The organism is Aeromonas sp. 2HA2, from assembly GCF_029237345.1.
GTDB lineage: Bacteria > Pseudomonadota > Gammaproteobacteria > Enterobacterales > Aeromonadaceae > Aeromonas > Aeromonas salmonicida.
Map to the genome: position 1 here is coordinate 263109 of NZ_JAACGB010000003.1, position 24607 is coordinate 287715.

At 56.5% G+C, this 24607-nt stretch carries 16 protein-coding genes, 1 tRNA gene and 1 pseudogene; 7 read left to right on the plus strand and 11 right to left on the minus strand.

Annotation, left to right across the window (positions count from 1 at the left end; translation table 11 throughout):
- Window positions 1-142: 142 nt before the first annotated feature.
- Both GWQ29_RS07470 and GWQ29_RS07475 read right to left on the minus strand, forming a co-directional pair.
- Window positions 143-1828 carry an aspartate:alanine antiporter gene (locus tag GWQ29_RS07470; RefSeq protein WP_021138261.1) on the minus strand — a complete coding sequence of 562 codons (1686 nt, stop codon included), beginning with the start codon at window positions 1826-1828 and terminating at the stop codon, window positions 143-145.
- A gap of 773 nt (window positions 1829-2601) precedes the next feature.
- Window positions 2602-2677: transfer RNA gene (locus GWQ29_RS07475), tRNA-Asn, on the minus strand.
- A gap of 133 nt (window positions 2678-2810) precedes the next feature.
- On the opposite strand from GWQ29_RS07475, the gene uvrB reads away from it, so the two are divergent.
- The 3 genes from uvrB (at window position 2811) to GWQ29_RS07490 (ending at window position 5919) form a co-directional block, all read left to right on the plus strand.
- Window positions 2811-4823, plus strand: coding sequence for an excinuclease ABC subunit UvrB (uvrB, locus tag GWQ29_RS07480; RefSeq protein WP_275919117.1), 2013 nt, complete (start codon window positions 2811-2813; stop codon window positions 4821-4823).
- A 41-nt stretch (window positions 4824-4864) separates the two neighbouring features.
- Window positions 4865-5089 (plus strand): DUF1232 domain-containing protein, encoded by a 225-nt coding sequence (locus GWQ29_RS07485; RefSeq protein ID WP_275919125.1) that lies wholly within the window; start codon window positions 4865-4867, stop codon window positions 5087-5089.
- A 176-nt stretch (window positions 5090-5265) separates the two neighbouring features.
- The gene (locus tag GWQ29_RS07490; protein ID WP_021138264.1) at window positions 5266-5919 is read left to right on the plus strand and encodes a DedA family protein; all 654 of its coding nucleotides are present in this window, start codon (window positions 5266-5268) and stop codon (window positions 5917-5919) included.
- Window positions 5920-6170: 251 nt separating this feature from the next.
- On the opposite strand, the gene dsbB is transcribed toward GWQ29_RS07490, so the two are convergent.
- Window positions 6171-6692 carry a disulfide bond formation protein DsbB gene (gene dsbB, locus GWQ29_RS07495; RefSeq protein ID WP_159166291.1) on the minus strand — a complete coding sequence of 174 codons (522 nt, stop codon included), beginning with the start codon at window positions 6690-6692 and terminating at the stop codon, window positions 6171-6173.
- Between the two features lie 168 nt (window positions 6693-6860).
- On the opposite strand from dsbB, the pseudogene GWQ29_RS07500 reads away from it, so the two are divergent.
- Window positions 6861-7057, plus strand: a pseudogene (locus tag GWQ29_RS07500) (IS1595 family transposase); the annotation flags it as partial.
- Between the two features lie 36 nt (window positions 7058-7093).
- Here the strand turns inward: GWQ29_RS07500 and nhaB are convergent.
- A complete protein-coding gene (nhaB, locus tag GWQ29_RS07505) occupies window positions 7094-8674 on the minus strand; it encodes a Na(+)/H(+) antiporter NhaB (RefSeq protein ID WP_275919118.1) in 1581 nt (526 codons plus the stop codon).
- A 333-nt stretch (window positions 8675-9007) separates the two neighbouring features.
- On the opposite strand from nhaB, the gene fadR reads away from it, so the two are divergent.
- Window positions 9008-9721, plus strand: coding sequence for a fatty acid metabolism transcriptional regulator FadR (gene fadR, locus GWQ29_RS07510; protein ID WP_059113755.1), 714 nt, complete (start codon window positions 9008-9010; stop codon window positions 9719-9721).
- 59 nt (window positions 9722-9780) lie between these two features.
- Here the strand turns inward: fadR and GWQ29_RS07515 are convergent, their stop codons facing one another.
- The 4 genes from GWQ29_RS07515 to GWQ29_RS07530 form a co-directional block, all read right to left on the minus strand.
- Window positions 9781-11298: a SpoVR family protein gene (locus tag GWQ29_RS07515; RefSeq protein WP_005311011.1), complete on the minus strand. Its 1518-nt coding sequence runs from the start codon at window positions 11296-11298 to the stop codon at window positions 9781-9783.
- Window positions 11299-11308: 10 nt separating this feature from the next.
- Window positions 11309-12580: a YeaH/YhbH family protein gene (locus GWQ29_RS07520; RefSeq protein ID WP_275919119.1), complete on the minus strand. Its 1272-nt coding sequence runs from the start codon at window positions 12578-12580 to the stop codon at window positions 11309-11311.
- Window positions 12581-12605: 25 nt separating this feature from the next.
- Window positions 12606-14528, minus strand: a complete 1923-nt coding sequence (locus GWQ29_RS07525) for a PrkA family serine protein kinase (RefSeq protein WP_021138270.1) — start codon at window positions 14526-14528, stop codon at window positions 12606-12608.
- A gap of 568 nt (window positions 14529-15096) precedes the next feature.
- Window positions 15097-17022, minus strand: a complete 1926-nt coding sequence (locus tag GWQ29_RS07530) for a RecQ family ATP-dependent DNA helicase (protein ID WP_275919120.1) — start codon at window positions 17020-17022, stop codon at window positions 15097-15099.
- A gap of 338 nt (window positions 17023-17360) precedes the next feature.
- Between GWQ29_RS07530 and sstT the strand changes: the two genes are divergently transcribed.
- Window positions 17361-18611, plus strand: a complete 1251-nt coding sequence (gene sstT / locus GWQ29_RS07535; RefSeq protein ID WP_275919121.1) for a serine/threonine transporter SstT — start codon at window positions 17361-17363, stop codon at window positions 18609-18611.
- 490 nt (window positions 18612-19101) lie between these two features.
- On the opposite strand, the gene GWQ29_RS07540 is transcribed toward sstT, so the two are convergent.
- The 3 genes from GWQ29_RS07540 to pabB form a co-directional block, all read right to left on the minus strand.
- Window positions 19102-20400: a serine/threonine transporter gene (locus tag GWQ29_RS07540; protein WP_034523441.1), complete on the minus strand. Its 1299-nt coding sequence runs from the start codon at window positions 20398-20400 to the stop codon at window positions 19102-19104.
- A gap of 216 nt (window positions 20401-20616) precedes the next feature.
- Window positions 20617-21183, minus strand: a complete 567-nt coding sequence (locus GWQ29_RS07545; RefSeq protein ID WP_265421436.1) for a CoA pyrophosphatase — start codon at window positions 21181-21183, stop codon at window positions 20617-20619.
- Between the two features lie 74 nt (window positions 21184-21257).
- Window positions 21258-22547 carry an aminodeoxychorismate synthase component I gene (gene pabB / locus GWQ29_RS07550; protein WP_275919126.1) on the minus strand — a complete coding sequence of 430 codons (1290 nt, stop codon included), beginning with the start codon at window positions 22545-22547 and terminating at the stop codon, window positions 21258-21260.
- Between the two features lie 295 nt (window positions 22548-22842).
- On the opposite strand from pabB, the gene GWQ29_RS07555 reads away from it, so the two are divergent.
- On the plus strand, window positions 22843-24366 hold the full coding sequence (locus GWQ29_RS07555; RefSeq protein ID WP_005311025.1) for a fumarate hydratase: 1524 nt from the start codon (window positions 22843-22845) through the stop codon (window positions 24364-24366).
- The last annotated feature ends 241 nt before the right edge of the window (window positions 24367-24607 follow it).

Below are 24607 nucleotides of genomic sequence, written 5' to 3' on the forward strand. Positions count from 1 at the left end.
TGTTGGGGCAGAGGTGTGATGCGGATGATTGCGGACACGAGATGTTGCGGTATCTGGCAGAGGATAGGGAATGGGAAAACAGTGAAATGTAGAAGGGGAACCATAACGGCTCCCCTTTTATTGCAGCAAATCCGATGTGGCGTTAGAACCAGAAGCCGATGATGAAGGACCCCGCCAGGGTCAACATGACGTTGGCCACCGCATAGGTACCCGCATAACCGAGCGCCGGAATGGAGCTGTTGGCCGCTTCGTTCACCACGTCCATGGCCGGGGCGCAGGTGCGGGCCCCCGTGATGGCACCCAGCAGCAGTGCCGGGTTCATCTTCAGCACCCAGACCCCGAACAGATAGCCCACCAGCACCGGCAAGGTGGTCACCAGCATGCCGGAGAAGAGCACCACCATACCCACTTCACTCAGGTGGTCGAGGATGCCGCCACCGGCTTTCAGACCCGTGCTCACCATGAAGACGGCGAGCCCCAGATCCTTGGCCAGACGCAATGCCCCGGGCGGCACATAGCCGACTGTGGGGTGGTTGGCGCGCAGGTAGCCCATCAGGATCCCTGCCAGCAGCAGGCCGACGGCGTTACCCAGACCAAACTCGAGCTGGCCGAATACCAGGGAGACGGAGCCAATCAGCAAACCCAGCACGAAGAAGGTGGTGAAGGCGACCAGATCCGTGGTCTGGCTGTGGATACTGATAAAGCCGATCTTGTTGGCCAGCAGCTTGACCCGCTGCTTCTCGCCGCTGATCTGCAGCACGTCACCCTTTTGCAGCATGATGTTGCGATCAAACGGCATCTCTATCTGGGACCGTACCACCCGGTTGAGGAAGCAGCCTTTCTCGGTGAGGTTGAGCTCCACCAGATGGCGCCCGACTACTCCATCGTTTTTCACCACTATCTCTTCGGTAACTATCTGAAGGTCCAGCAGGTTGCGGTCGAATACCTCTTTACCGTTACGGTAATTGACGTCGAGTTTCTCGTGGCTTTCCGGATAGCCTACCAAGGCGATCTCGTCCCCTTCCTGGATGACGGCATCACCATCCGGGCTTGCCAGTATGCCGTTGCGGCGGATCCGCTCCACATAGCAGCCAGTGTGGGGATAGATACCGGTTTCCCGCAGAGTACGACCACCAATCCAGGCTGCCAGCTCGGGGCCGACCCGATAGGCACGGATGATGGGGAGGTAGGTTTTGCGGCTTTCGTTGTCCGACAGACCACGTTCACGGGCGATCTTCTGCGCTTCTGTGCTCAAATCCAGCCTGGCCAGTGAAGGCAGGTAGCGCACCACCAGCATCAGGCCTACCAGGCCGACCAGATAGGTCAGCGCATAGCCAATGCCCATGTTGTCGAGCACGGACTGCATGTCTGTCTTGTGAGGCAGGTTGAGCAGGCCGCTGCGCAGGGCATCCTGCGCACCAACCAGGGCCGGGGTTGAGGTGAGCGAGCCCGCCAGGATCCCGGCGGCCATGCCTGGCCCCAGGTTGAAGAACTTGGCCAGCCCCACTGTCAGCAGCAGTGCCGTCAGCAGGATCACCAGAGTGAGGGTGATGTAGTGAATGCCGTCCCGCAGGAAGACGCTGAAAAAGTGCGGCCCCGCCTCTATCCCCACGCAGAAAATGAACAGCATGAAGCCGACGTTCTCCGTGGTGGCGGTGAACTCGAAACCCATCTGGCCGAACAGCAGGGCGGTAAACAGCACGCCTATGGTGTTGCCAATCTGGAAATTGCCGAGCCTGACTTTGCCGAGCAACAGGCCGAAGGCCAGTACCACGAACAGCAGCAGGGAGTCGCTTTGATGTAACAGTGTCACGAAATCTATGGTCATGCCCGGAAAAACCGAGGAAAAAAGTGGGGTCGATATTGTGCCGGATCCCTTACCAATAAAGAAGCGCCAAAGGAGGATTAATCGGTAGCAAGCTGCCTTGCTGCCCCTTGGTTGAGGGAAAACACGGGGCAACCAGGAAGATCCGCTCTATTTCGCGCTGTCTGCCCCGCTGTCAATGAGTGATTCCTGCTATCTGTGATCCTTGTCCGCATGACCGGCTTGAAAATTTATTCCCTGCTGTTTGGGAGAGTCGTTTCGCGGTTTTTCAGCATATCTGACTGAAGAGCGGGGGAGGAGTCAGGAACCGGTTCAAGGGGCAGGTACGGATGCTGACCCACTGTTCGCGGGATAGCGAAAAGATATCTGGAAAAGGCATCTGATGGCCGGAGTGTCGACCCATTTAGGGGGGCATTCAAAAACAGCAGAAAATGAGGTTGGGAAGAGAAATCGGAGCCGGTCGATGGCAATGGCCTGCCAAGCTAGGCAGTGACTGGGTTTGACTGACTTACCCACAGATTCTGTGGATAACCCTGTGTGTGAAACTTGGCGATCAGGCTGCAGGCCGCGCCAATACTGGGTTGCAAGGGCTGTTCAAAAAATACCGGAAGAAAAATGTTTCTATAAAAATCAAATAGTTAGGCGCAACAGAACAAAACGCTACTGGCATGGACAGGGAGACAAATGGGGGATGTCACCGCAGTGAGCGGCTTGTGCATTAAAATCGGCAGAGGAAAGCACTAAAGTGGATAACTTGCACCGAGATGGTGAGGAATTGGCTCCCCCGACTGGACTTGAACCAGTGACATACGGATTAACAGTCCGCCGTTCTACCGACTGAACTACGGGGGAACATCAGGCAAGGAGGGGCATCATACAGAGGTCGCTTTTTGAGGTCAATAGCCGCTTGGGCAGGAGAGTGGATACCCAGGCCACCCCAACTCGGAGTACACTTCTTCCTTGCCGTTTTTTGCCGGGAGTCGTCATGAGCAAGTTATTTCAGTTGGCCAGCCAGTTTCAACCCGCAGGGGATCAGCCAGAGGCGATCGCCCGTCTGCTTGATGGCATCGAGTCCGGCCTGGCCCATCAGACCCTGCTCGGGGTGACAGGTTCGGGCAAGACCTTCACCATGGCCAACGTGATCGCGACCCTGAACCGCCCCACCATGATCATGGCCCCCAACAAGACGCTGGCTGCCCAGCTCTATGGCGAGATGAAGGAGTTTTTCCCCGAGAATGCGGTGGAGTATTTCGTCTCCTACTACGACTACTACCAGCCCGAGGCTTATGTACCGACCACGGACACCTTCATCGAGAAGGATGCCTCCATCAATGATCACATCGAACAGATGCGGTTGTCGGCCACCAAGGCGCTACTGGAGCGGCGGGATGTCATCATAGTCGCGTCCGTGTCGGCCATCTATGGTCTGGGAGATCCCCAGGCTTACCTCAGCATGATGCTGCACCTCAAAGTCGGGGACGTGATCAACCAGCGGGATATACTGCGTCGTCTCGCCGAGCTGCAATACACCCGCAATGATATGGCATTCCAGCGCGGTACCTTTCGGGTGAGGGGGGAGGTCATCGACATCTATCCTGCCGAGTCGGACAAGCTGGCGCTGCGCGTGGAGCTGTTTGATGAAGAGGTGGAGCGGCTCTCCCAGTTCGATCCCCTGACCGGTGCCATCGAACAGACGGTGGTGCGCTACACCATCTATCCCAAGACCCACTACGCCACCCCGCGCGAAACCATTCTGGGTGCCATCGAACATATAAAGGAGGAGTTGAAAAGCCGCCGGGAACAGCTGCTGTCTCTCAACAAGCTGGTGGAGGAGCAGCGCATCAGCCAGCGCACCCAGTTCGACATGGAGATGATGCAGGAGCTGGGCTACTGCTCCGGTATCGAGAACTACAGCCGCTACCTCTCCGGTCGTGCACCGGGGGAGCCGCCGCCCACCCTGTTTGACTACCTGCCAGGGGATGGCCTGCTCATCATCGACGAATCCCACGTGACGGTGCCGCAGATCGGCGCCATGTTCAAAGGGGACAGATCCCGCAAGGAGACGCTGGTGGAGTACGGCTTTCGTCTGCCCTCGGCACTCGACAACCGGCCCCTCAAGTTCGATGAGTTCGAGGCCCTGATGCCGCAGACGGTGTTTGTCTCGGCTACCCCTGGCCCCTACGAGCTGGGCAAATCTGGCGATGACGTGGTGCAGCAGGTGGTGCGCCCGACCGGTTTGCTCGATCCCGAGATAGAAGTGCGCCCGGTGACCACCCAGGTGGACGATCTGCTCTCCGAGATCCGGCTGCGGGTCGCGGTGGAGGAGCGGGTGCTGGTGACGACCCTCACCAAGCGAATGTCGGAGGATTTGACCGAATATCTGGCGGATCATGACGTTAGAGTGCGCTACCTGCACTCGGATATCGACACCGTAGAGCGGGTGGAGATCATTCGCGATCTGCGCCTCGGCAAGTTTGACGTGCTGGTCGGCATCAACCTGCTGCGAGAGGGCCTCGACATGCCGGAGGTCTCTCTGGTGGCCATCCTGGATGCGGACAAAGAGGGCTTCCTGCGCTCCACGCGCTCCCTCATTCAGACCATTGGCCGCGCCGCCCGCAACCTCAACGGCAAGGTGATCCTGTACGGGGATTCCATCACCAACTCCATGAGAGTAGCCATTGAGGAGACGGAGCGTCGTCGCACCCTGCAGCATGCCCATAACCTCGAACACTGCATCACCCCAAAAGGGCTCAACAAGTCGGTGGGGGATGTGATGGACATGGGGGGCAGCCGCAGTGCAGGCAAGACGGGCAGGGGAGGTCGCAAGGCTGCCGAGCCACAAGGGGAGTACCATGTTCGCTCCGCCAGCGAGATCGCAAAAGAGATCAAGCGGATGGAGGAGCAGATGTTCCAGCATGCGCGGGATCTGGAGTTCGAACAGGCAGCGGCGCTGCGAGACCAGATCCAGCAGTTGCGCCACGAGTTGATCGAGAGTTGAACAATAAGCCGAATGGCAAACGCTGGCTCATCTGGCGGCGCATGCGCCGTCTCTATCAGGGCTTTCGCCATCCTGCCACTCCCTGGTGGGCCAAGGGGCTGGTGATCCTCATACTGCTCTATGGCCTCAGCCCGCTGGATCTCATCCCCGATGTGATCCCCCTGCTTGGCTGGTGCGATGACCTGACCCTGCTGCTGCTTTTATTGTGGGGATGGGAGAAGTGCCTGCCCGAACATGTCAGGCTGACACTGGATAAACGAGACTGAATCAGTTTCCCTCTTAATCAGGGGTGAACAGGCGTTGGTTATTTATGATTTTTTGGATAAAAAGGGAATCGATTGAGTTTCGCCTTTCGTTGATTAAAAAGAGCGCAATGGGAAGGATTGTGACCCTGAATGCATTGGCGTAGACTCCACGCCGTTCACTTCATGAGTATGAAAAAATGGATCTGATCCTGTTTGCGATTGACTTTATTCTGCACGTTGACGTGCATTTGAGAGAGCTTTTTGAAAACTATGGCGTCTGGGTTTATGCCATCCTGTTCCTGATCATCTTCTGCGAGACAGGGCTGGTGGTCACTCCCTTCCTGCCGGGTGACTCACTGCTGTTTGCTGCCGGTGCCCTCACAGTGGGCAGTGTGCTGGATGTACATACCCTGGCGGCCCTGCTGATCATCGCTGCCGTGCTGGGCAACGTGGTCAACTACACCATTGGTCACTTCTTCGGCGAGCAGCTGTTCCGTAACCCTGACTCCAAAATCTTCCGTCGGGATTATCTGGACAAGACTCACGCCTTTTACGACCGCCATGGTGGCAAGACCATTATCATCACCCGTTTCCTGCCGATCGTGCGCACTTTTGCTCCCTTCGTTGCAGGCATGGGGGCCATGACCTATCCGCGCTTCCTGGTATTCAACCTGGTGGGGGGGCTGCTGTGGGTTATTTCCTTCGTGTATGCCGGCCACTTCTTTGGCAACTTGCCCGTGGTGCGTCAGAACTTTACGCTGCTCATCTTCGGCATCATCTTTATTTCCTTGTTGCCCATGGTCATCGGCATGGCAAAGGCCAGGATGCACGCCAGCAAGGCAGCATCCTGATCGGCGCATCGCTGACGGGCAGGTCATAAAAATGGGAGCCACTGGCTCCCATTTTTATTGTGTGAACACTGGCTCGGCCGCAGTGGTGCACCTTGAGCAGGTTGCCGATGGCCAGGATCACAAACGCCAGAGGCAGGCGGCAAAGATGCTATTCAGCCCCATGAAGAAGGGTTGTTGGCAGCGGATGAGGTCATAGACGTTGATTGAAGAGGGGAGCCAATGGCTCCCCTCTTTATATATGCAACTCGGCATTAGCTGCAGCATCGCCCCTTGACCAGATTGCCGATGGCCACGACCACAAACACCAGCAGGTAGGCGGCGAAGATGGCAACGAGCCATTGAGGCATGGAGAAGCTCAGGAACTGCCAGCTGATCTCGCTGCAATCTCCATCCGGGAAGAATAGCCAGGGCAGCCACTGATCGAGAGGAGCCCAGCTGGGGAAATCCGCAAAAGGGCTGCAGACGTTGAATGGGGAAGGATTCATCTGATAATCCACGTGCTTCAGTGCCAGCTGAAGGCCACGGAAGGCACTGTAGCCCCAGAGCAAGAGGGCACTCCAGCGGACATACCACTTCTCTGGTGCCACCATGCCGAGCAAGCCTGCCGAGAGTACACCCAGGATGGCGAGGCGCTCGTACACGCACATGACGCACGGGTGCAGACCCAGCACATATTGGAAGAAGAGGGCACTCAACTCAAGGAACAAAGCGGACGCGGCAAGCAGACCCCATGCCAGTCGATGGGCGGCAATACGACGCAGGAACTCAATCATCTGGTTGATCTCACAGAAAAAACAGTGGCTGAATTAGAGCAGAGCAGGGGATAAAAAGAAAGGTGCTGTCCCAATCCCGCATGGTGAGACGAATCCATTGTGTGTTGTAAGGCTTATCTTGGCAGGTGATTGCTTTGAAGACAGCGCGTAACCGTCAAGTTGAGCGGATACCAGATCCAACATGTGAACAAGTAGCACCGTCAGTTGAAAGAACGGATTGAGTGATGCCATGGCGTGGCGACCCATTACCTGTGAAATTATCCGGGTTGGCGCAGGATGCTGGAACGTTACGGAAGGGGGGAAATATCAAAGCGTGTTTGCACGAGGTACTGGGGCACCCCGTGCAACACGTAATTGGGACATAGCCAAAAAAGAAAGGGCCCCGCAGGGGCCCTTGGTCTTTAGTGCAGTGCAGGTAGCGCAGCAGGTGCAACGCTGTGAGGCAGGATCCACCCGGCCTGATAGAACCACTCTGTGGTAGGTGTAAGCAGCAGTTCCACCGCGAAGAAACCGACCAGCCCCAGCACCAGGGTGTAGGGCAGCGCCATCCACACCATGCGACCATAGGAGAGTCGTAACAGGGGTGCCAGTGCCGAGGTCAGCATGAACAGGAAGGCAGCCTGACCATTGGGGGTCGCCACTGAGGGCAGGTTGGTTCCTGTATTGATGGCAACCGCCAGCAGGTCGAACTGTTCGCGACTGATAGCCTTGTTGAGCAGGGCTGTCTTGACCTCGTTGATGTAGACAGTGCCGACGAAGACGTTGTCACTGACCATGGAGAGCAGGCCGTTAGCCAGATAGAAGAGGGCGAGTTGATCGTCCGGCTCTGCGGCCAGTACCCACTGGATAACCGGTCTGAACAGCTGCTGATCGATGATGACGGCGACCACGCTGAAGAAGACGGCGAGCAGGGCGGTGAAGGGCAGCGCCTCCTGGAATGCTTTGCCCAGCGAGTGCTCATCGGTAATGCCGGTCAGTGAGGTTGCCAGCACTATGACTGACAGCCCGATCAGCCCAACGGCGGCCAAATGCATGGCAAGGCCGATGATCAGCCAGATAGCAATCAGCGCCTGTACCATCAGCTTGGCTTTGTCCTGAGGAGTGCGTTTGGCATCCTCATGACGGTTGTACTCTTCCATGATCATGCGTACCGAGTTGGGTAATTTGGCGCCATAGCCAAACCATCCCATCTTCTCCACCAGCACGCAGGTAAGCAGACCACAGATAAAAACAGGCAGAGATACGGGGGCCATACGAATAGCGAATTCACCAAAATACCAACCCGCCTGCTCGCCGATGATGAGGTTTTGCGGTTCACCCACCAGAGTACAAACCCCTCCCAGTGCCGTCCCTATGGCTGCGTGCATCATCAGGCTGCGAAGAAAGGCACGAAATTGCTCGAGCGCCTGATGGTGATCCTCCTGTACCTCCTGATCATGGGTGTGGTCATGTTCATGACCAAAACTCTTGCCAGACGACACCTTGTGGTAGATAGCGTAGAAACCGGTCGCCACACTGATCACCACGGCGATCACGGTCAGGGCGTCAAGGAAGGCTGACAGAAAGGCTGACACCAGACAGAACGCCAGAGAGAGCAGCGTCTTGGAGCGGATCCGGATCAGCATCTTGGTGAACACATAGAGCAGTAGTTGCTTCATGAAGTAGATGCCTGCCACCATAAATACCAGCAGCAGCAGCACTTCAATGTTGGCAACCAGTTCATGTTTGACCTGCTCTGCCGAGGTCATGCCGATGAGCACGGCTTCAATGGCCAGCAGGCCGCCGGGCTGCAGTGGGTAGCATTTGAGCGCCATTGCCAGGGTGAAGATAAATTCGACGACCAGCAGCCAGCCGGCAGCAAAGGGATCGAGATAAAAGGCGATCGGGTTGATCACCAGAAATAACAGAATTGCGCTCTTGTACCACTTTGGCGCATGACCCAAAAAGTTCTTGGCAAATGCGTTCCCTAAGCTGATTGGCATAATAATGGATCTCTGTTTCGTTGTTGGTGTCTGCTTCTGTGCAGTCAAGACAGACTCGTCCTTAAATATCCGGATGCTGTCCCATATCAGATTGATTCTTCATGATTTTAATCAAAAAGAGCACTAACTATAAATAACATAGTGCCCCTTGCCCAAGATAATGTCTGTTTTATCGACAGGGGGTGGCGTTGCTTGGCACCTTTCTCGACATTCAATACATTTATTTAACATCAAGTTCTGCTTATGTGAGCAGAGGACTGACCTTCTGCTTGCCAGCCTTTTCTGCTTTGCTATTATTCGTGGGCCTTTTTACGCACTAAACAGAGTCACTACATGGTCATAAAAGCGCAGAGCCCTGCAGGGTTTGCCGAGGAATACATCATCGAGTCCATCTGGAACAATCGCTTTCCTCCAGGATCCATACTGCCGGCCGAGCGTGAGCTGTCCGAGCTTATCGGGGTGACTCGTACTACCTTGCGCGAAGTGCTTCAGCGTCTGGCCCGCGATGGCTGGCTCACTATCCAGCATGGCAAGCCGACCAAGGTAAACAATTTCTGGGAGACCTCGGGTCTCAACATCCTGGAAACCTTGGCCCGTCTGGATCAGGACAAGGTGCCGGATCTGGTGGCCCAGCTGCTGTCGGCACGTACCAATATCTGCACCATCTTCATTCGTGGTGCCATTCGCAACAACCCGGATCAAGCAGCCGAGATACTGCGCGGTGCCAATGCGGTAGACAGTACCCCGGAAGCGTATGCGGAGTTTGATTATCGTCTGCATCACCAGCTCGCCTTTGCCTCCGGCAATCCTATCTATGCCCTGATCCTCAATGGTTTCAAGGGATTGTATAGCCGGGTCGGGCGTTACTATTTCTCTGACAAGCAGGCTCGTGAAACGGCGGATGCCTACTACAAGGTCTTGTTGGGGTTGGCCGAGACCAAGAATCATGAAGCCGTGTTCATGACGGTACGCCAGTACGGTATCGAGTCTGGCAAGTTGTGGACCCGTCTGCGCCAGGACATGCCGAGCAATCTGTGTGACAACTGATTGTTGATGCAAAGAGAAAACGCGCCTTCTGGCGCGTTTTTTTATGGTTGAATGTGGTCTCAGAGCGGTTTTTTGTCAGGGCAGCGACCTATGATGTCGGCAGGCAAATCGCCGTTATCCTGCTCCAGCACCACATCGAATCCCCACAGCTGGTGCAGATGCTTGAGCACCTCGTGGCGTGAATCTCCAAGGGGGATCCGGTTGTGCGGCACATAGCGCAGGGTCAATGAGCGATCTCCCTTGACCGCCACGTTATAGACCTGAATATTGGGCTCCAGGTTGCTCAAGTTGTATTGAGCTGACAGGGTATTGCGTACCAGCCGATAACCCTCCTCATTGTGAATGGCAGATACCTTGAGATAGTTCTTCAAGTCATCATCGTCGATGGCGAACAGCTTCATCTCCCGCATCACCTTGGGGCTGAGGAACTGACTGATGAAGCTCTCGTCCTTGAAGTTCTGCATGGCAAAATGCAGGGTATCGACCCAGTTGGTGCCGGCATAATCGGGGAACCAGTATCTGTCCTCCTCGGTCGGGTTTTCGCAAATGCGGCGCAGATCAGTGAACATGGCAAAGCCAAGGGCGTAGGGGTTGATCCCCGAGTAGTAGCGGCTGTTGTAGGGGGGCTGGTATACCACGTTGGTGTGGCTGTGCAGCACCTCTATCATGAAACGATCGCTGATCTTGCCCTCGTCATACAGGTGGTTAAGGATGGTGTAGTGCCAGAAGGTGGCCCAGCCTTCATTCATTACCTGAGTCTGTTTCTGCGGGTAGAAGTACTGGCTGATCTTGCGCACTATGCGCACTATCTCGCGCTGCCAGGGTTCGAGCAGAGGGGCATTCTTCTCGATGAAGTAGAGAATGTTCTCCTGGGGCTCAGCCGGATAGCGTCTGTCTTCAACACCGGAGGCCTTGTGCTGCTTGGGCAGGGTGCGCCACAGCTCGTTCACCTGAGTCTGCAGATAATCTTCCCGTGCCTTCTGGCGACGCTTCTCCTCTGCCAGCGAGATCTTCTGGGGCCGCTTGTAACGGTCCACTCCGAAGTTCATCAGGGCATGACAGGAGTCGATCAACTTTTCCACCGCATCGATGCCGTGTTTCTCTTCGCATTCGGTGATGTAGTTTTTGGCAAACAGCAGATAGTCGATGATGGAGGAGGCATCGGTCCAGGTTTTGAACAGATAGTTGTTTTTGAAAAAAGAGTTGTGACCATAACAGGCGTGCGCCATGACCAGTGCCTGCATCGGCATCGTGTTCTCCTCCATCAGGTAAGCGATGCAGGGATCCGAGTTGATGACGATCTCATAGGCCAGCCCCATCTGGCCGCGCTTGTAGTTGCGCTCGGTGTGGATGAAGCGTTTGCCAAATGACCAGTGTTGATAGCCGATGGGCATACCGACACTGGAGTAGGCATCCATCATCTGCTCGGCGGTGATCACCTCGATCTGATTGGGGTAGGTATCCAGTCGATAGAACCTGGCGACCCGGGCTATCTCCTGATGATAAGTCTCCAGCAGATCGAAGTTCCAATCCGGGCCATCGTCCAGTGGCGGTATTTTTCTTGCGGTTTCTACCATATGACTTCCCTCACGCCGCTTGCTTCTTGAACAGCTCCCGGAATACCGGATAAATATCATCGACCTTGCGAATGTGCTCCATCGCGAAGTGGGGGAACTGGCTGGCCACCGACTCGTACTCGTGCCACAGGGTCTGGTGGGCGCGGGTGGTGATCTCTATATAGGAGTAGTACCGCACCCGCGGCATGATATCCCGGGTCAGGATCTCCCGGCATTGCGGCGAATCATCAGCCCAGTTGTCACCATCGGATGCTTGCGCCGCATAGATGTTCCACTGGTTGGCCGGGTAACGCTCGTTGATGATGTCGTTCATCATCTTGAGTGCGCTGGAGACGATGGTGCCGCCCGTCTCCTGGGAATAGAAGAACTCGTGTTCGTCCACTTCCTTGGCTTGGGTGTGATGGCGAATGTAGACCACTTCCACGTTCTTGTAGGTCCGGCTCAGGAACAGGTAGAGCAGGATATAGAAGCGCTTTGCCATCTCCTTGGTGGCCTGATCCATGGAACCCGACACGTCCATCAGGCAGAACATCACCGCCTGGCTGGACGGTACGGGCCGTTTGACAAAGTTGTTGAATTTGAGATCGAAAGTGTCGATGAAGGGCACAGCTGAGATCCGCCGTTTCAGCTCTCGGATCTCCTTCTCAAGCAGGGCGATTTCGGCGAAATGCTCGTTGGGATCGGTGGCCAGCAGAGCCATCCTCTCTTCCAGTTCATGCAACTGGCGTTTCTTGCCGGCTTGCAGCGCCATGCGCCGCGCTAGCGAGTTTTGCAGAGAACGCACCACGTTGATGTTGGCTGGCACTCCGTTGGAGGTGTAACCCGCCCGGTAGGTCTTCATCTCCATCAACTGGTTGAGCTGGGTTTTCTGCAAGCGGGGCAGCTCCAGATCTTCAAACAGCAGATCCAGATACTCATCCTTGGAGATCTGGAACACGAAGTCATCTTCGCCTTCGCCCTGATTGGATGCCTGACCTTCGCCCGCACCCTGACCACCGCCCCCTCCTTTGGGACGGTCAATCTTGTCACCGGAGACGAACTGGTCATTGCCGGGATGCACCATTTCCCGCTTACCGCCTTGCCCCTGATGGAAATGAGGTTCGCCTATATCCTTGGTCGGTATGCTGATGCTCTCGCCCTTGTCCACGTCCTGAATGCTGCGCTTGGAGACAGCATCCGAGACCGCTTGTTTTATTTGCTTCTTGTAGCGGCGGATGAAGCGCTGCCGATTGACAGCGCTTTTGTTTTTGCCGTTGAGCCTGCGGTCGATAAAATGCGCCATAACTCCCCCTTGAACCACGGCAGGGTCAGGATGACTTGCGTACCCTGAGATACCATTCGGAGAGCAGTCGCACCTGTTTGCGGGTGTAGCCTTTCTCCATCATCCGTTCGACAAAGTTATCGTGCTTCTTCTGCTCCTCAGCCGAGGTTTTGCTGTTGAAGGAGATAACCGGCAGCAGCTCTTCCGTGTTGGAGAACATCTTCTTCTCGATCACGGTGCGCAGCTTCTCGTAACTGGTCCAGTTGGGGTTACGGCCTGCATTGTTGGCCCGGGCTCGCAGCACGAAGTTGACGATTTCGTTGCGGAAATCTTTCGGGTTGCTGATCCCGGCGGGTTTTTCAATCTTCTCCAGCTCGCTGTTGAGCGACGCGCGGTCAAACAGCTGGCCGGTCTCGGGGTCACGGTACTCCTGATCCTGGATCCAGAAGTCGGCATAGGTGACGTAGCGATCGAAGATGTTCTGGCCGTACTCCGAATAGGATTCGAGGTAGGCGGTCTGGATCTCCTTGCCGATGAACTCCACATAGCGCGGAGTCAGATAACCCTTGATGAACTCAAGGTAGCGATCGTGCAGCTCCTGCGGGAACTGTTCGCGCTCTATCTGCTGCTCCAGCACATAGAAAAGGTGTACCGGGTTGGCCGCCACTTCCGCGTGGTCGAAGTTGAAAACGCGAGAGAGGATCTTGAATGCAAAACGGGTGGAGAGACCATTCATGCCCTCATCCACACCGGCGTAGTCACGGTACTCCTGATAGCTCTTGGCCTTGGGATCCGTGTCTTTCAGGCTCTCGCCATCATAGACCCGCATCTTGGAGTAGAGGCTGGAGTTTTCCGGCTCTTTCAGACGCGAGAGGACGGAGAACTGACCCAGCAGCTCCAGTGTGCCCGGGGCACATTTGGCATCGGTCAGTTCGCTGTTGATCAGCAGTTTTTCGTATATCTTCACCTCTTCCGAGACACGCAGGCAGTAAGGCACCTTGACGATATAGACCCGGTCGAGGAAGGCCTCGTTGTTCTTGTTGTTACGGAACTGCTGCCACTCTGATTCGTTGGAGTGAGCCAGCAATATGCCGTCGAAGGGTAGGGCGGAGAGCCCCTCTGTACCGTTGTAGTTCCCTTCCTGGGTCGCGGTCAGCAGAGGATGCAGCACCTTGATGGGGGCCTTGAACATCTCCACGAACTCCATGATCCCCTGGTTCGCCTTGCACAGCGCACCTGAGTAGGAGTAAGCATCGGCATCATCCTGGGCATAATGCTCCAGCATACGGATGTCGACCTTGCCGACCAGAGAGGAGATATCCTGGTTGTTGTCATCACCCGGTTCTGTCTTGGCGATGGCAATCTGATCGAGGATGGAGGGGTTGACCTTCTCTACCTTGAACTTGGAGATGTCGCCACCGAACTCGTGCAGTCGCTTGGCCACCCAGGGTGACATGATGGGGCGCAGATAACGGCGCGGTATGCCGTACTCTTTTTCCAGCAGCTCGCCATCCTCTTCGATGTCGAACAGACAGAAGGGGTGGTCATTGACCGGCGAGCCCTTGATGCGATAGACAGGCACTTTTTGCATCAAGGATTTGAGCTTCTCAGCCAGCGAGGATTTGCCGCCGCCAACCGGCCCCAGCAGATAGAGGATCTGCTTCTTTTCTTCCAGCCCCTGGGCCGAGTGCTTGAGGTAGGAGACGATCTGCTCGATGGCTTCCTCCATGCCGTAGAAATCTTTGAAGGCGGGATAGCGTGCAACGACGCGGTTGGAAAAAAGGCGACTGAGTCTGGGATTGACCGAAGTATCGATCATTTCCGGCTCGCCGATGGCGACCAGCAAGCGTTCGGCAGCGGAGGCGTAGCAGGCTTTGTCCTGCTTACACATATCCAGAAATTCCTGGATGCTGTACTCCTCTTCCCTGGCTTTCTCGTATCGCTGTTGATAATGCTCGAAGATGCCCATAACTTTGCCCTCGTTATAGTCGCTTACCCTGAAAAGAGTGGATCACTACTTTTGTTCTGTTTACCTCATTAAGCCTAGTCAACAGCCCCCAGTAATCCATCACCATCTATTGGTTTAAATTTGCAAGGGTACTTCCCGATCCTGATGCGGGAAGGCGCAATCAGTGACACACCTATGTTACTGACTGTTAAATTATTTTTGCCACGATAGTGAGGTAAATGTCAAAGAGATAAAAAATAAATGTTTGCCAGAAAATGGAAAGGACAACGCATTGTTCGGGTCAGTTGGCTGTAACGCAGACGGGGCAAGGGAAGGAGGAAAAGCGAATGGAAATGACCATTACGTTTACGTCAGCGGAATGATGCTTGTTTGGTGTTAAAGCTCTAATTTTTACATTGACGCTACATTTTTGCTGCTCTAGATTGGCCCTGTGTCGGCAGCCATCGCTTTAGCAAGAGAGTGATGGCTGCTGATACAAAGCTCTGTTTAAGCACGTTTCCGTTGGCTTGACCCTCGCATATGCGAGGGTCTTATTTTTTCAGCGGGTTGTAGATGTGCACTGGCATGATCAACTGTCAGGGGTGGGGTAGAACCGTGATACCGCTGCCAGCACCTCGGCGAATGGATGCGCCGCCAGCTGACCAAATCCAGCCAGGCTTTTTGCCTTGACCCGGGTGGTCAATGGCGTGGCGATACCGCACAGAAAACGGGTCAGAATGCGAGGATGGTTGGTGTGGCACAAGGCTATCAGGGGATCACACCAGGCACGCAACCCCTTTTCGTTGGGCAGGGTGAGGGTCGGCAATGGCGGCAGTACGGCAACCTCGCCACGGCAGACGGAGCAGTGTCCGCACTGGCCCGGTGCCTGCTCGTCGGCAAAATATCGGGCCAGCTCCTGACTCAGGCAGTGGCTTGATGTAAAAAAGGCCAGCAAGGCTTGCAGCCGGGCCAGTTCACTCAGTTCCTTCTTCTCGAACAGGGCATAGAGCTCGTCTGCCAATGCATTGACATCAACATCTTGGCGCAGCACCCGATAGACATCGGTCATCTGCTTGCTCTCCAGCTCTATCCAGCCTTGTTGTTGCAGATAATCCAGGGCTGCTGCCGCACGGTGCCGTTCCCCCTGATAACCCTGCCAGAGGGCATCGAAGTCCATGGTGCACCAGCTGCGGGCCTGCGGTGCACAGGCAAACAGCTGCTCCAGAAACTGGCGTCGGTCGGGATTGAAACGGGTCAGGATCTCGGCCTTGTCCAGCACGAACTTGAAGCGATATTCGGCGAAGTAGCTGTAGGCCGGCATGATGACACCCGCCATTTCCAGATAGACCAGCAGGGTCTTGAGCGGCAACTGGCGGATGTTGGTGTCGTTGGAGAGACGCAGCAGACCAAACTCCCACTCGCTGCCACTTTGCGACAGGATCTCGAGCAGCGTCACTATGGCGGCGCGATCGGGCGTATCCCCGTACACGAAATTCTCCAGCACGGGGAGCTGTGCGCGATTGGCCAGCACTATGCAGCGGGAAGGGTGTCCATCCCGGCCGGCACGGCCAATTTCCTGACTGTAGTTTTCGATGGATTTGGGCAAGTCATAGTGGATGACCCGGCGAATGTCCGCCTTGTCGATCCCCATGCCAAAGGCGATGGTGGCGACAATGCAGTCCACCTTGCCAGCCATGAAGTCATGCTGGATCTGGCTGCGCAGGGTCGAGTCGAGCCCGGCGTGATAGGCACTTGCCCTGATCCCTGCCCGCCGCAGCAGGTCGGCACAATGCTGCGCCGTGTGTTGCAAGGTGACATAGACGATGGTGGGGGCCGTAGGCTCTCGTCGTACTTCTGCTTGCAGCCAGTCATCACGCGCCTCGGCGGGCAGCGGCACGACCCCCAGATCCAGGTTGGCGCGATAAAAACCGGTGACGACCAGTCCCTCATCCTCGATGTCGAATTTGGCCTGCATGTCGGCCATGACAGCCGGGGTGGCGGTCGCGGTCAGCAACAGTACCTGAGGTATCTTCAGCTCGTGGCGATAAGCGGGCAGCTTGAGATAGTCGGGTCGAAAGTTGTGGCCCCACTCCGAGATGCAGTGCGCTTCATCCACTACCAGCATCGACAGCGGCACCTGCTGGATGAAGCGACGAAAGCGCTCGTTCTTGAGTCGCTCTACCGAGATCATCAGGATCTTGAGCTGACCGTCACTGACCTGCTGCATCACGCGGCGGCTCTCTTCCGGCGTCTGGCTCGAATCCAGGGTAGCTGCGGCGATCCCCTTGCTGTGCAAGAAGGCGAGCTGGTCGTGCATCAGCGCGATCAGCGGGGAAATCACCAGGGTCAGATGGGGCAGGGCGAGGGCAGGCAGCTGATAACAGAGGGATTTGCCGGAGCCGGTGGGGAAGATGGCAGCCGCACTCTGGCCTGCCAGCAACCGGCTGATCACCGCCTCCTGACCGGGCCTTAACTGGTCGAAGCCGAAGTGACGGGTCAAGAGGGATGAGATCATGGCAAGGACTCCAGCGCAAAACTGCCATGATATCACCGCCGGGGAATGCCTGAACGGCCCTTCAGAGGAAAACAGCGTCCATTTGGGCGTTGTTGATATTGTGTTATCGCATTGCTGTGGTTTTTTTGTGAGGTAAACCGGATATTTTTCAGTGATTATGTGGAAAAAAGCGATTGCAGATGGGATATTCCTTGTCCGTAACCCCGTGTGTTTCCGGACTGGCTCAATAGAAGGCTTGCCGGGGCAGACGACGCCAGCCTGTGACATGGGTGTCGCCTGGTGTAGTGGTTGCCAACAGGACTAATGATTCACGCACTTCGGTGCTCAGGGACTATTTGATGACACAACAACACCCCCTCATGAGACTGGTCAACAGCACCAGTCTGGTAAGCCAGATCCTGGTCGGTCTGGTATTCGGTATCCTCCTTGCCATGTTCATGCCCGAATGGGCCAAAGCAGTCGGTCTGCTCGGCAGCCTGTTTGTCGGTGCACTGAAGGCGGTCGCGCCGCTGCTGGTATTCGTGCTGGTGATGGCGGCGATCATCGGCCACAAGCAGGGCCAGAAAACCAATATTCGCCCGCTGCTGGCCCTCTACCTGTTCGGTACCTTCGCCGCGGCCCTGGTGGCGGTGATTGCGAGCTTCCTGTTTCCCACCACCCTGCATCTGGTGGCCAACACGGCGGACATCACGCCGCCAGGGGGCATCACAGACGTATTGCAAACCTTGCTGTTCAACATAGTGACCAACCCGATCAAAGCGCTGATGGATGCGAACTATATTGGCATTCTGGCCTGGGCCATCGGCCTGGGCATCGCCATGCGTCACGCCAATGACAGCAGCAAGGCCCTGATCACCGACCTTTCCCACGGTGTCTCTGCCATCGTCAAGGTAGTGATCCGCTGCGCGCCCCTCGGTATTCTGGGGCTGGTGGCATCCACTCTGGCCGAAACCGGCTTCGATGCCTTGTTCGGTTACGCCCAGCTACTGCTGGTGCTGATTGGCTGCATGCTGTTCATCGCCTTGGTGGTCAACCCGCTCATCGTGTTCTGGAAGATCAGACGCAATCCCTATCCGCTGGTGCTGACCTGCCTCAAAGAGAGCGGCGTGACCGCCTTCTTTACTCGCAGCTCCGCCGCCAACATCCCGGTCAACATGGCGCTGTGTGAAAAACTGCGTCTGCCGGAAGATACCTATGCGGTCTCCATTCCGCTGGGCGCCACCATCAACATGGCCGGCGCCGCTATCACCATTACCGTGCTTGCCATGGCGGCGGTGCACACACTGGGGATGGAAGTGGATCTGGCTACCGCTGTGCTGCTCTCTGTGGTGGCCACCATCAGTGCCTGTGGCGCCTCCGGTGTGGCTGGTGGCTCCTTGCTGCTGATCCCGCTGGCGTGCAGCCTGTTTGGCATCGGCAACGACATCGCCATGCAGGTCGTTGCCGTGGGCTTCATTATAGGTGTGTTGCAAGATTCTGCCGAGACAGCCCTCAACAGCTCCACCGACGTGCTGTTCACCGCAGCTGCCTGTATGGCCGAAGATGAAACCCTGCTGGATACCGCGCCGCTGCCAAGCCGCGAAGCCTGATAGTCAGCTTCATCAAACCATTGAAAACGCCCTCTTGTGAGGGCGTTTTTTTATGTGTGCTATCGCTGGCCGAGTGCATCAGGATATGAGATCCCTTCGATGGGATGGAAGCGTGTGGGCTGAAGGTCATGGCGTAAACAGGGGCTAGCTTGCCAACAGACATACCCGCCGGATGGGCTAGCTGTCAGCCGCTTTCCATGTCCGGCCAGGGGATCCTGTCATGAAAGGAGCAAGGAGTGTGGCTGGGGTGTTCAAGGGAGACAAGCTGCGCGCCGGACAGGCAATGCGGTAAGAGCTGGCCGAGCCGTGTATCTCGAAGGCACCCTGGCTGAGCCGAGTCCCGCATCGCCAAGGGCTGGGTCTATTGCGTTCGTGGATAGCGGCATTGCCGCTGGAGAGTGCGGTTTACCATTGCAGGAATGGGTTATTTGTGCATAAAAAATGCCCGCCATCACAGGCGGGCATTTGCTTTACCGTTATGGTCTGTTGATTAGCCAAACAGCTGGTAAAGGATGGCGGAGATGGCAATGGTACCCATCAGAGCAACAAACGCGTTGCTGATGTGTCCCTGGTATTTCGCCATGGCTGGCACGCGTTTGATGGCGTACATCGGCATGATGAACAGAATGGTGGCGATGATGGGGCCACCCAGAGATTCAATCATGCCCAGGATGGAGGGGTTGGCAATGGCCGTGCCCCACAGGGTGAGGACGAAGAAGGCGATGATGAACATCTCCACCTTCTTGTGGTTCGGCTCTTTGCCGGATTTGCGCATGTTTTGGACGATCATCCCTTTCAGACCTTCACGGGCACCCAGGTAGTGGCCAAAGAAGGAGGATACGATGGCGACAAACGCAACCAGCGGACCGAAGTAGGAGATGAGGGGGCTTGCGTGCTGGTTCGCCAGATAGGAGAGCACGGCAATGTTCTGTGACTTGGCTTCTGCCAGCTGGGCCGGGGTCAGGCTCATGACGCAGGAGAAGACGAAGAACATCACGAAGCCCAGCAGTATGGTGGCAGTGCGCTTGAGAATGGCATCGGACTTCTCGACCGCATGTTCGCCATGATCACGACGCTGGGCCAAAGAGAAGCTGGAGATGGCAGGGCTGTGGTTGAAGGAGAACACCAGTACCGGGATGGTCAGCCACAAGGTAGTGGCGAAATCCTTGGCAGACGGCACCTGGGACAGGGCGGCACCCGTCCAGTCAGGGATCAGGTAGAAGGAGATACCGACCAGGATGGCGATGAGCGGGTAGACCAGGAACTCTGTGACCTTCAGCATCAGCTTCTCGCCAGCCAGCATCACAGACATCATGCCCATGATCAGCACGATGGAGAGGATCCAGCGCGGAGGGGCAGCCATCTGCAACTGGTTGACCATGAAGCTTTCGACCGTGTTGGTGATACCGACACCGTAGATCAGCACTATGGGGTAGATGGCAAAGAAGTAGAGCAGGGTGATTAATTTACCTGCGCCCACCCCGAAATGCTCTTCCACTACTTCGGTGATGTCGGCATTGGGTCGCTTGGACGAAAGTACAAAACGGGCCAGGCCACGGTGGGCCAGATAGGTCATGGGACCGACCAGCAGCGCCATGACCACCAGTGGCCAGAAGCCACCCATACCAGCATTGATGGGCAGAAACAGGATACCCGCGCCGACGGCAGTGCCGAACAGGCTGATAACCCAGGTAGAGTCTTGTTTGCTCCAACCGCGAGATTGGATTGAGCTCGTTCCTTGCTCCTGTGCGGCTGCAACGTCCTGTGCGCCTGTGACTGTATTTGACATGTGTCTCACCCCGAATGTGTGTTTTTTGTTGAGTCGGCGCAAGGATACGGTTTTTTTAATCAAAAATGTTGATCAAATTCACCTTTGCGAGGGATAAACCCTCACACTTTTATAGAAATGTGATCGAAAGAATAAAAAATCAATTTTTTTTTAGAAATCTATACGTTAGTTTATTGTTAACGCGCAAATATTGCACTGAAATATGTTTGCAAAATGTTACGTGGCAAGTTGGTGGGATAGCTGGCGGATCATGCTGGCAGTCGCCCCCCAGATGAAGTGATCCTGCCAGGGTATCCAGTAGATGGTGTGCAGCTGATTGGCCCTTGGAATGGTCAGGGCTATGTGGTGGCGTGGGTCCAGCAGATGATGGAGTGGTACTTCAAAGGCCTGAGCCACTTCATCCTGGCTCAAGGTGAGCTGATAATCGGCGGCAACCAGCCCCAGCACCGGCAACACATCGTATTGGGAAATTGTATTGAGGGGGGCCAGGGTACCGATGATCTCGACCTGAGCCGGTATGATGCCCAGCTCCTCCCAGGTCTCCCGCAATGCCGTGTGGATCAGGGTGTGATCGCCCGGATCCTGCCGACCGCCAGGAAAGCTTATCTGTCCCGCGTGATGTCGCAGGTGTGCGCTGCGGCGGGTCAGCAGTAGTTGCAAGCCGTCGGCCCGCTCCACCAGCGGCAGCAAGACAGCGGCAGGTTTGAGCCCTGCCACCGTCAGGCGATGGGCTGGGGCAGGGCGTTGCAGTAAAAAGCGGGTCAGCAGTTCGGCGCGGTCCATCTTGTTTATTCTCTCGAATCGTCTCTCAATCCTGCGCTTGGGCCTCTTTCATGGTCACTCCGTTAGCCATTCTGTCAGCTTCTCAGCTTATCCAGCAACGGCAGTATGCGGGCCACCTTGTCATAGGTTTCCTGATATTCACTGTCCACATCGGAGTCGGCGATGACACCGCCCCCGGCCCAGCAGTGCAGTTGGCCGTCTGCCGCTATCAGAGTGCGGATGCAGATGCTGGTGTCCATCCGGCCATGCTGGCTCAGATAGCCGATGCTGCCACAGTAAGCGTTGCGGCGCTGGGGCTCCAGCTCCTCGATGATCTCCATGGCCCTGATCTTGGGGGCGCCGGTGATGGAACCGCCCGGGAAACAGGCGCGCAGCAGATCCACCGCCTGCCAGCGGCTATCCAGCTCGCCGTGGATGGTGGACACCAGATGATGCACCGCCGGGAACGACTCCACGGCAAACAGGCTGGGCACGCTGACGGAGCCCGGACGGCTCACCCTGCCGATATCGTTGCGCAGCAGATCCACGATCATCAGATTCTCTGATCTGTCCTTGTCGGCGCCAGCCAGTTCGAGGGCGCTGGCCTGGTCTTGCTGCGGATCGGCAAGTCGGGGGCGGGTACCCTTGATGGGCTTGGTTTCGATATGACGATCATCAAGCAGCAGAAACCGCTCGGGGGAGAGGCTTAGAATGGCGCTCTGTGGCAGGCGAACAAAGGCCGAGAACGGAGCCCGGTTGGCGCGGGACAACACCTGATAAGCCTGCCACTCATCGCCGCAATAGGCGGCGCTGAAGCGCTGGGTCAGGTTGATTTGATAACAGTCCCCGGCACTCAGGTAAGCCTGTACCCGCGCAAATTTCTCTCCGTACTCGGCGCGGCTCATGTTGCTGCGCCACTCGCTCTGCAGGGCAAATGGCGGTGTTGGCATCTCGTGCTGCGCGGCCAGCCACTGCAGCCGGCGATGGAGGCCTGCTTCATCGCCCCAATGCACCAGCTGCCAGGCGCCGCTTGCTACGTTGCGCAGCAGGGCCCAGTCATAGATGCCGACTGCCATGTCCGGCACGGACACATCCTGTGCGGCCAGTGTCGGCAATCGCTCGAATCGACGGCCAAGATCATAGCCAAACAGCCCGAGGACGCCGCCAATAAAGGGCAATTCGTCACAGTGCGGTGCTTTCTCGCCCAGCAGATCCCGTTGCCATTGTGCCAGCAGGGTCAGGGGATCCGTGTCAAACGACAGACACTGTTCGCCCCGGGTTATCCAGGTCAGTGGCCCCTCTGTCTGCAGGGTTGCCAGCGGGTCGGCGCTGATGATGTCAAAGCGGTTGTCCGCTCCCTGCGGGCCGGCCGATTCGAGCAACATGGCCCAGGGCTGATGATGCAGACGGGCAAACAACGCATGCAGCGCTGTCTGGTGATCAAAGTGGTGGATATGAAGAGTTGGTTTCATTTTTTGTTACACAGGCAACAGTTTGCACCCTGCTCCCTAGCCGGTATGGGGGGGCAAGCGTATCATAGGCATCGGAATTTTTAGAACAAACACGCCGTTGTCTATCGGGCCGACAGGCATATCGCCTGACACTATGACACCGAAGCACGGCTCATATGGAAGCCCTTGCTCTGTCACCACGACGGAGACAAGGACCAGTGAGGATGATATGAGCATCATTAAAAAACAGGATTTTATCGATTCCGTCGCCGACGCCCTGCAGTACATCTCCTACTATCACCCCCTCGATTTCGTCCATGCCGCCAAGGCTGCCTATGACCGTGAGGTCAACCCGGCCGCCAAGGATGCCCTGGCCCAGATCCTGATCAACTCCCGCATGTCAGCCGAAGGGCATCGTCCCCTGTGCCAGGATACCGGTATCGTTACCTGCTTCGTCAAGATAGGCATGCAGGTGCAGTGGGACAGCGACATGACGGTGCAGGAGATGGTGGATGAGGGGACGCGCCGTGCCTACACCAATCCGGACAACCCGCTGCGCGCCTCCGTGCTGGCCGACCCGGCCGGCAGCCGCAAGAACACCAAGGATAACGCCCCTGCTGTCGTGCATATCGACATGATCCCGGGCAACAAGGTGGAAGTGAGCATAGCGGCCAAGGGCGGCGGCTCCGAGAACAAATCCAAGATGGTGATGCTCAACCCATCCGACGATGTTGTCGAGTGGGTACTGAAAACAGTGCCGACCATGGGCGCCGGCTGGTGCCCGCCCGGTATGCTGGGCATCGGCATTGGTGGCACCGCCGAGAAGGCGGCCGTGCTGGCCAAGGAAGCCTTGATGGAGCACATCGATATTCAGGAACTTATCGCCCGTGGTCCCAAGACCACCGAAGAGAAGCTGCGGGTCGAACTCTATGACAAGGTCAACAAGCTCGGGATCGGTGCTCAGGGTCTGGGCGGCCTCACCACAGTGCTGGACGTGAAGGTCAAGAGTGCCCCGACCCATGCCGCCTCCAAGCCGGTGGTGATGATCCCCAACTGCGCCGCCACCCGCCATGTCCACTTCGAGCTGGATGGCTCGGGGCCGGCCGAGTTGACCCCGCCGAAACTGGCCGATTGGCCGGAGATCACTCGCGAAGCCGGGGCCAATGTGCGCCGTGTCAATGTTGACGGTATCACCAAGGCGGAGCTCGCCAGCTGGAAGAGCGGCGACACAGTGCTCCTCTCCGGCAAGATCCTTACCGGTCGTGATGCAGCCCACAAGCGCATTGCCGACATGTTGAAAAATGGCGAGGGTCTGCCGGAAGGGGTAGATTTCACCAACCGTTTCATCTACTACGTTGGTCCGGTCGATGCGGTTCGTGACGAAGTGGTTGGCCCTGCCGGCCCCACGACGTCCACCCGAATGGACAAGTTCACCGACATGATGCTGGGGGAAACCGGCCTCATCGGCATGATCGGCAAGTCAGAGCGTGGCCCCAAAACTGTCGAGAGTATCAAGCAGCATAAAGCCGTTTATCTGATGGCCGTGGGGGGGGCAGCCTACCTGGTCGCCAAGGCGATCAAGAAGTCGCGGGTGGTGGCTTTTGCAGACTTGGGTATGGAAGCCATCTACGAGTTCGAGGTGGAAGATATGCCAGTGACGGTGGCTGTTGATTCTCAAGGCAACAATATCCACGAAACAGGCCCGGCCTACTGGTCGGCCAAGATTGCCGAGCTGGATGGCAAGCTCTCCTGAGCGTCGTGTTGAGCCAGGGCCAAGGATACTCGTATCATTCCTGTGGGGTGGCACGAGCAAACGACCAGGCCGTCTGTGACATTGGATGACAGCGTAAAAAGGCGACCTCAGGGTCTAATGCCAGTCAGTTAAGCCTGACTGGCATTGTTTTTATTGGCTTTTTTTACACTGTATTTCTGTGGCCTTGGCTTCACGCAGCGGGGGTAACTTCGTTCCCTTCGTGCCGGCAGCACAAACTGCC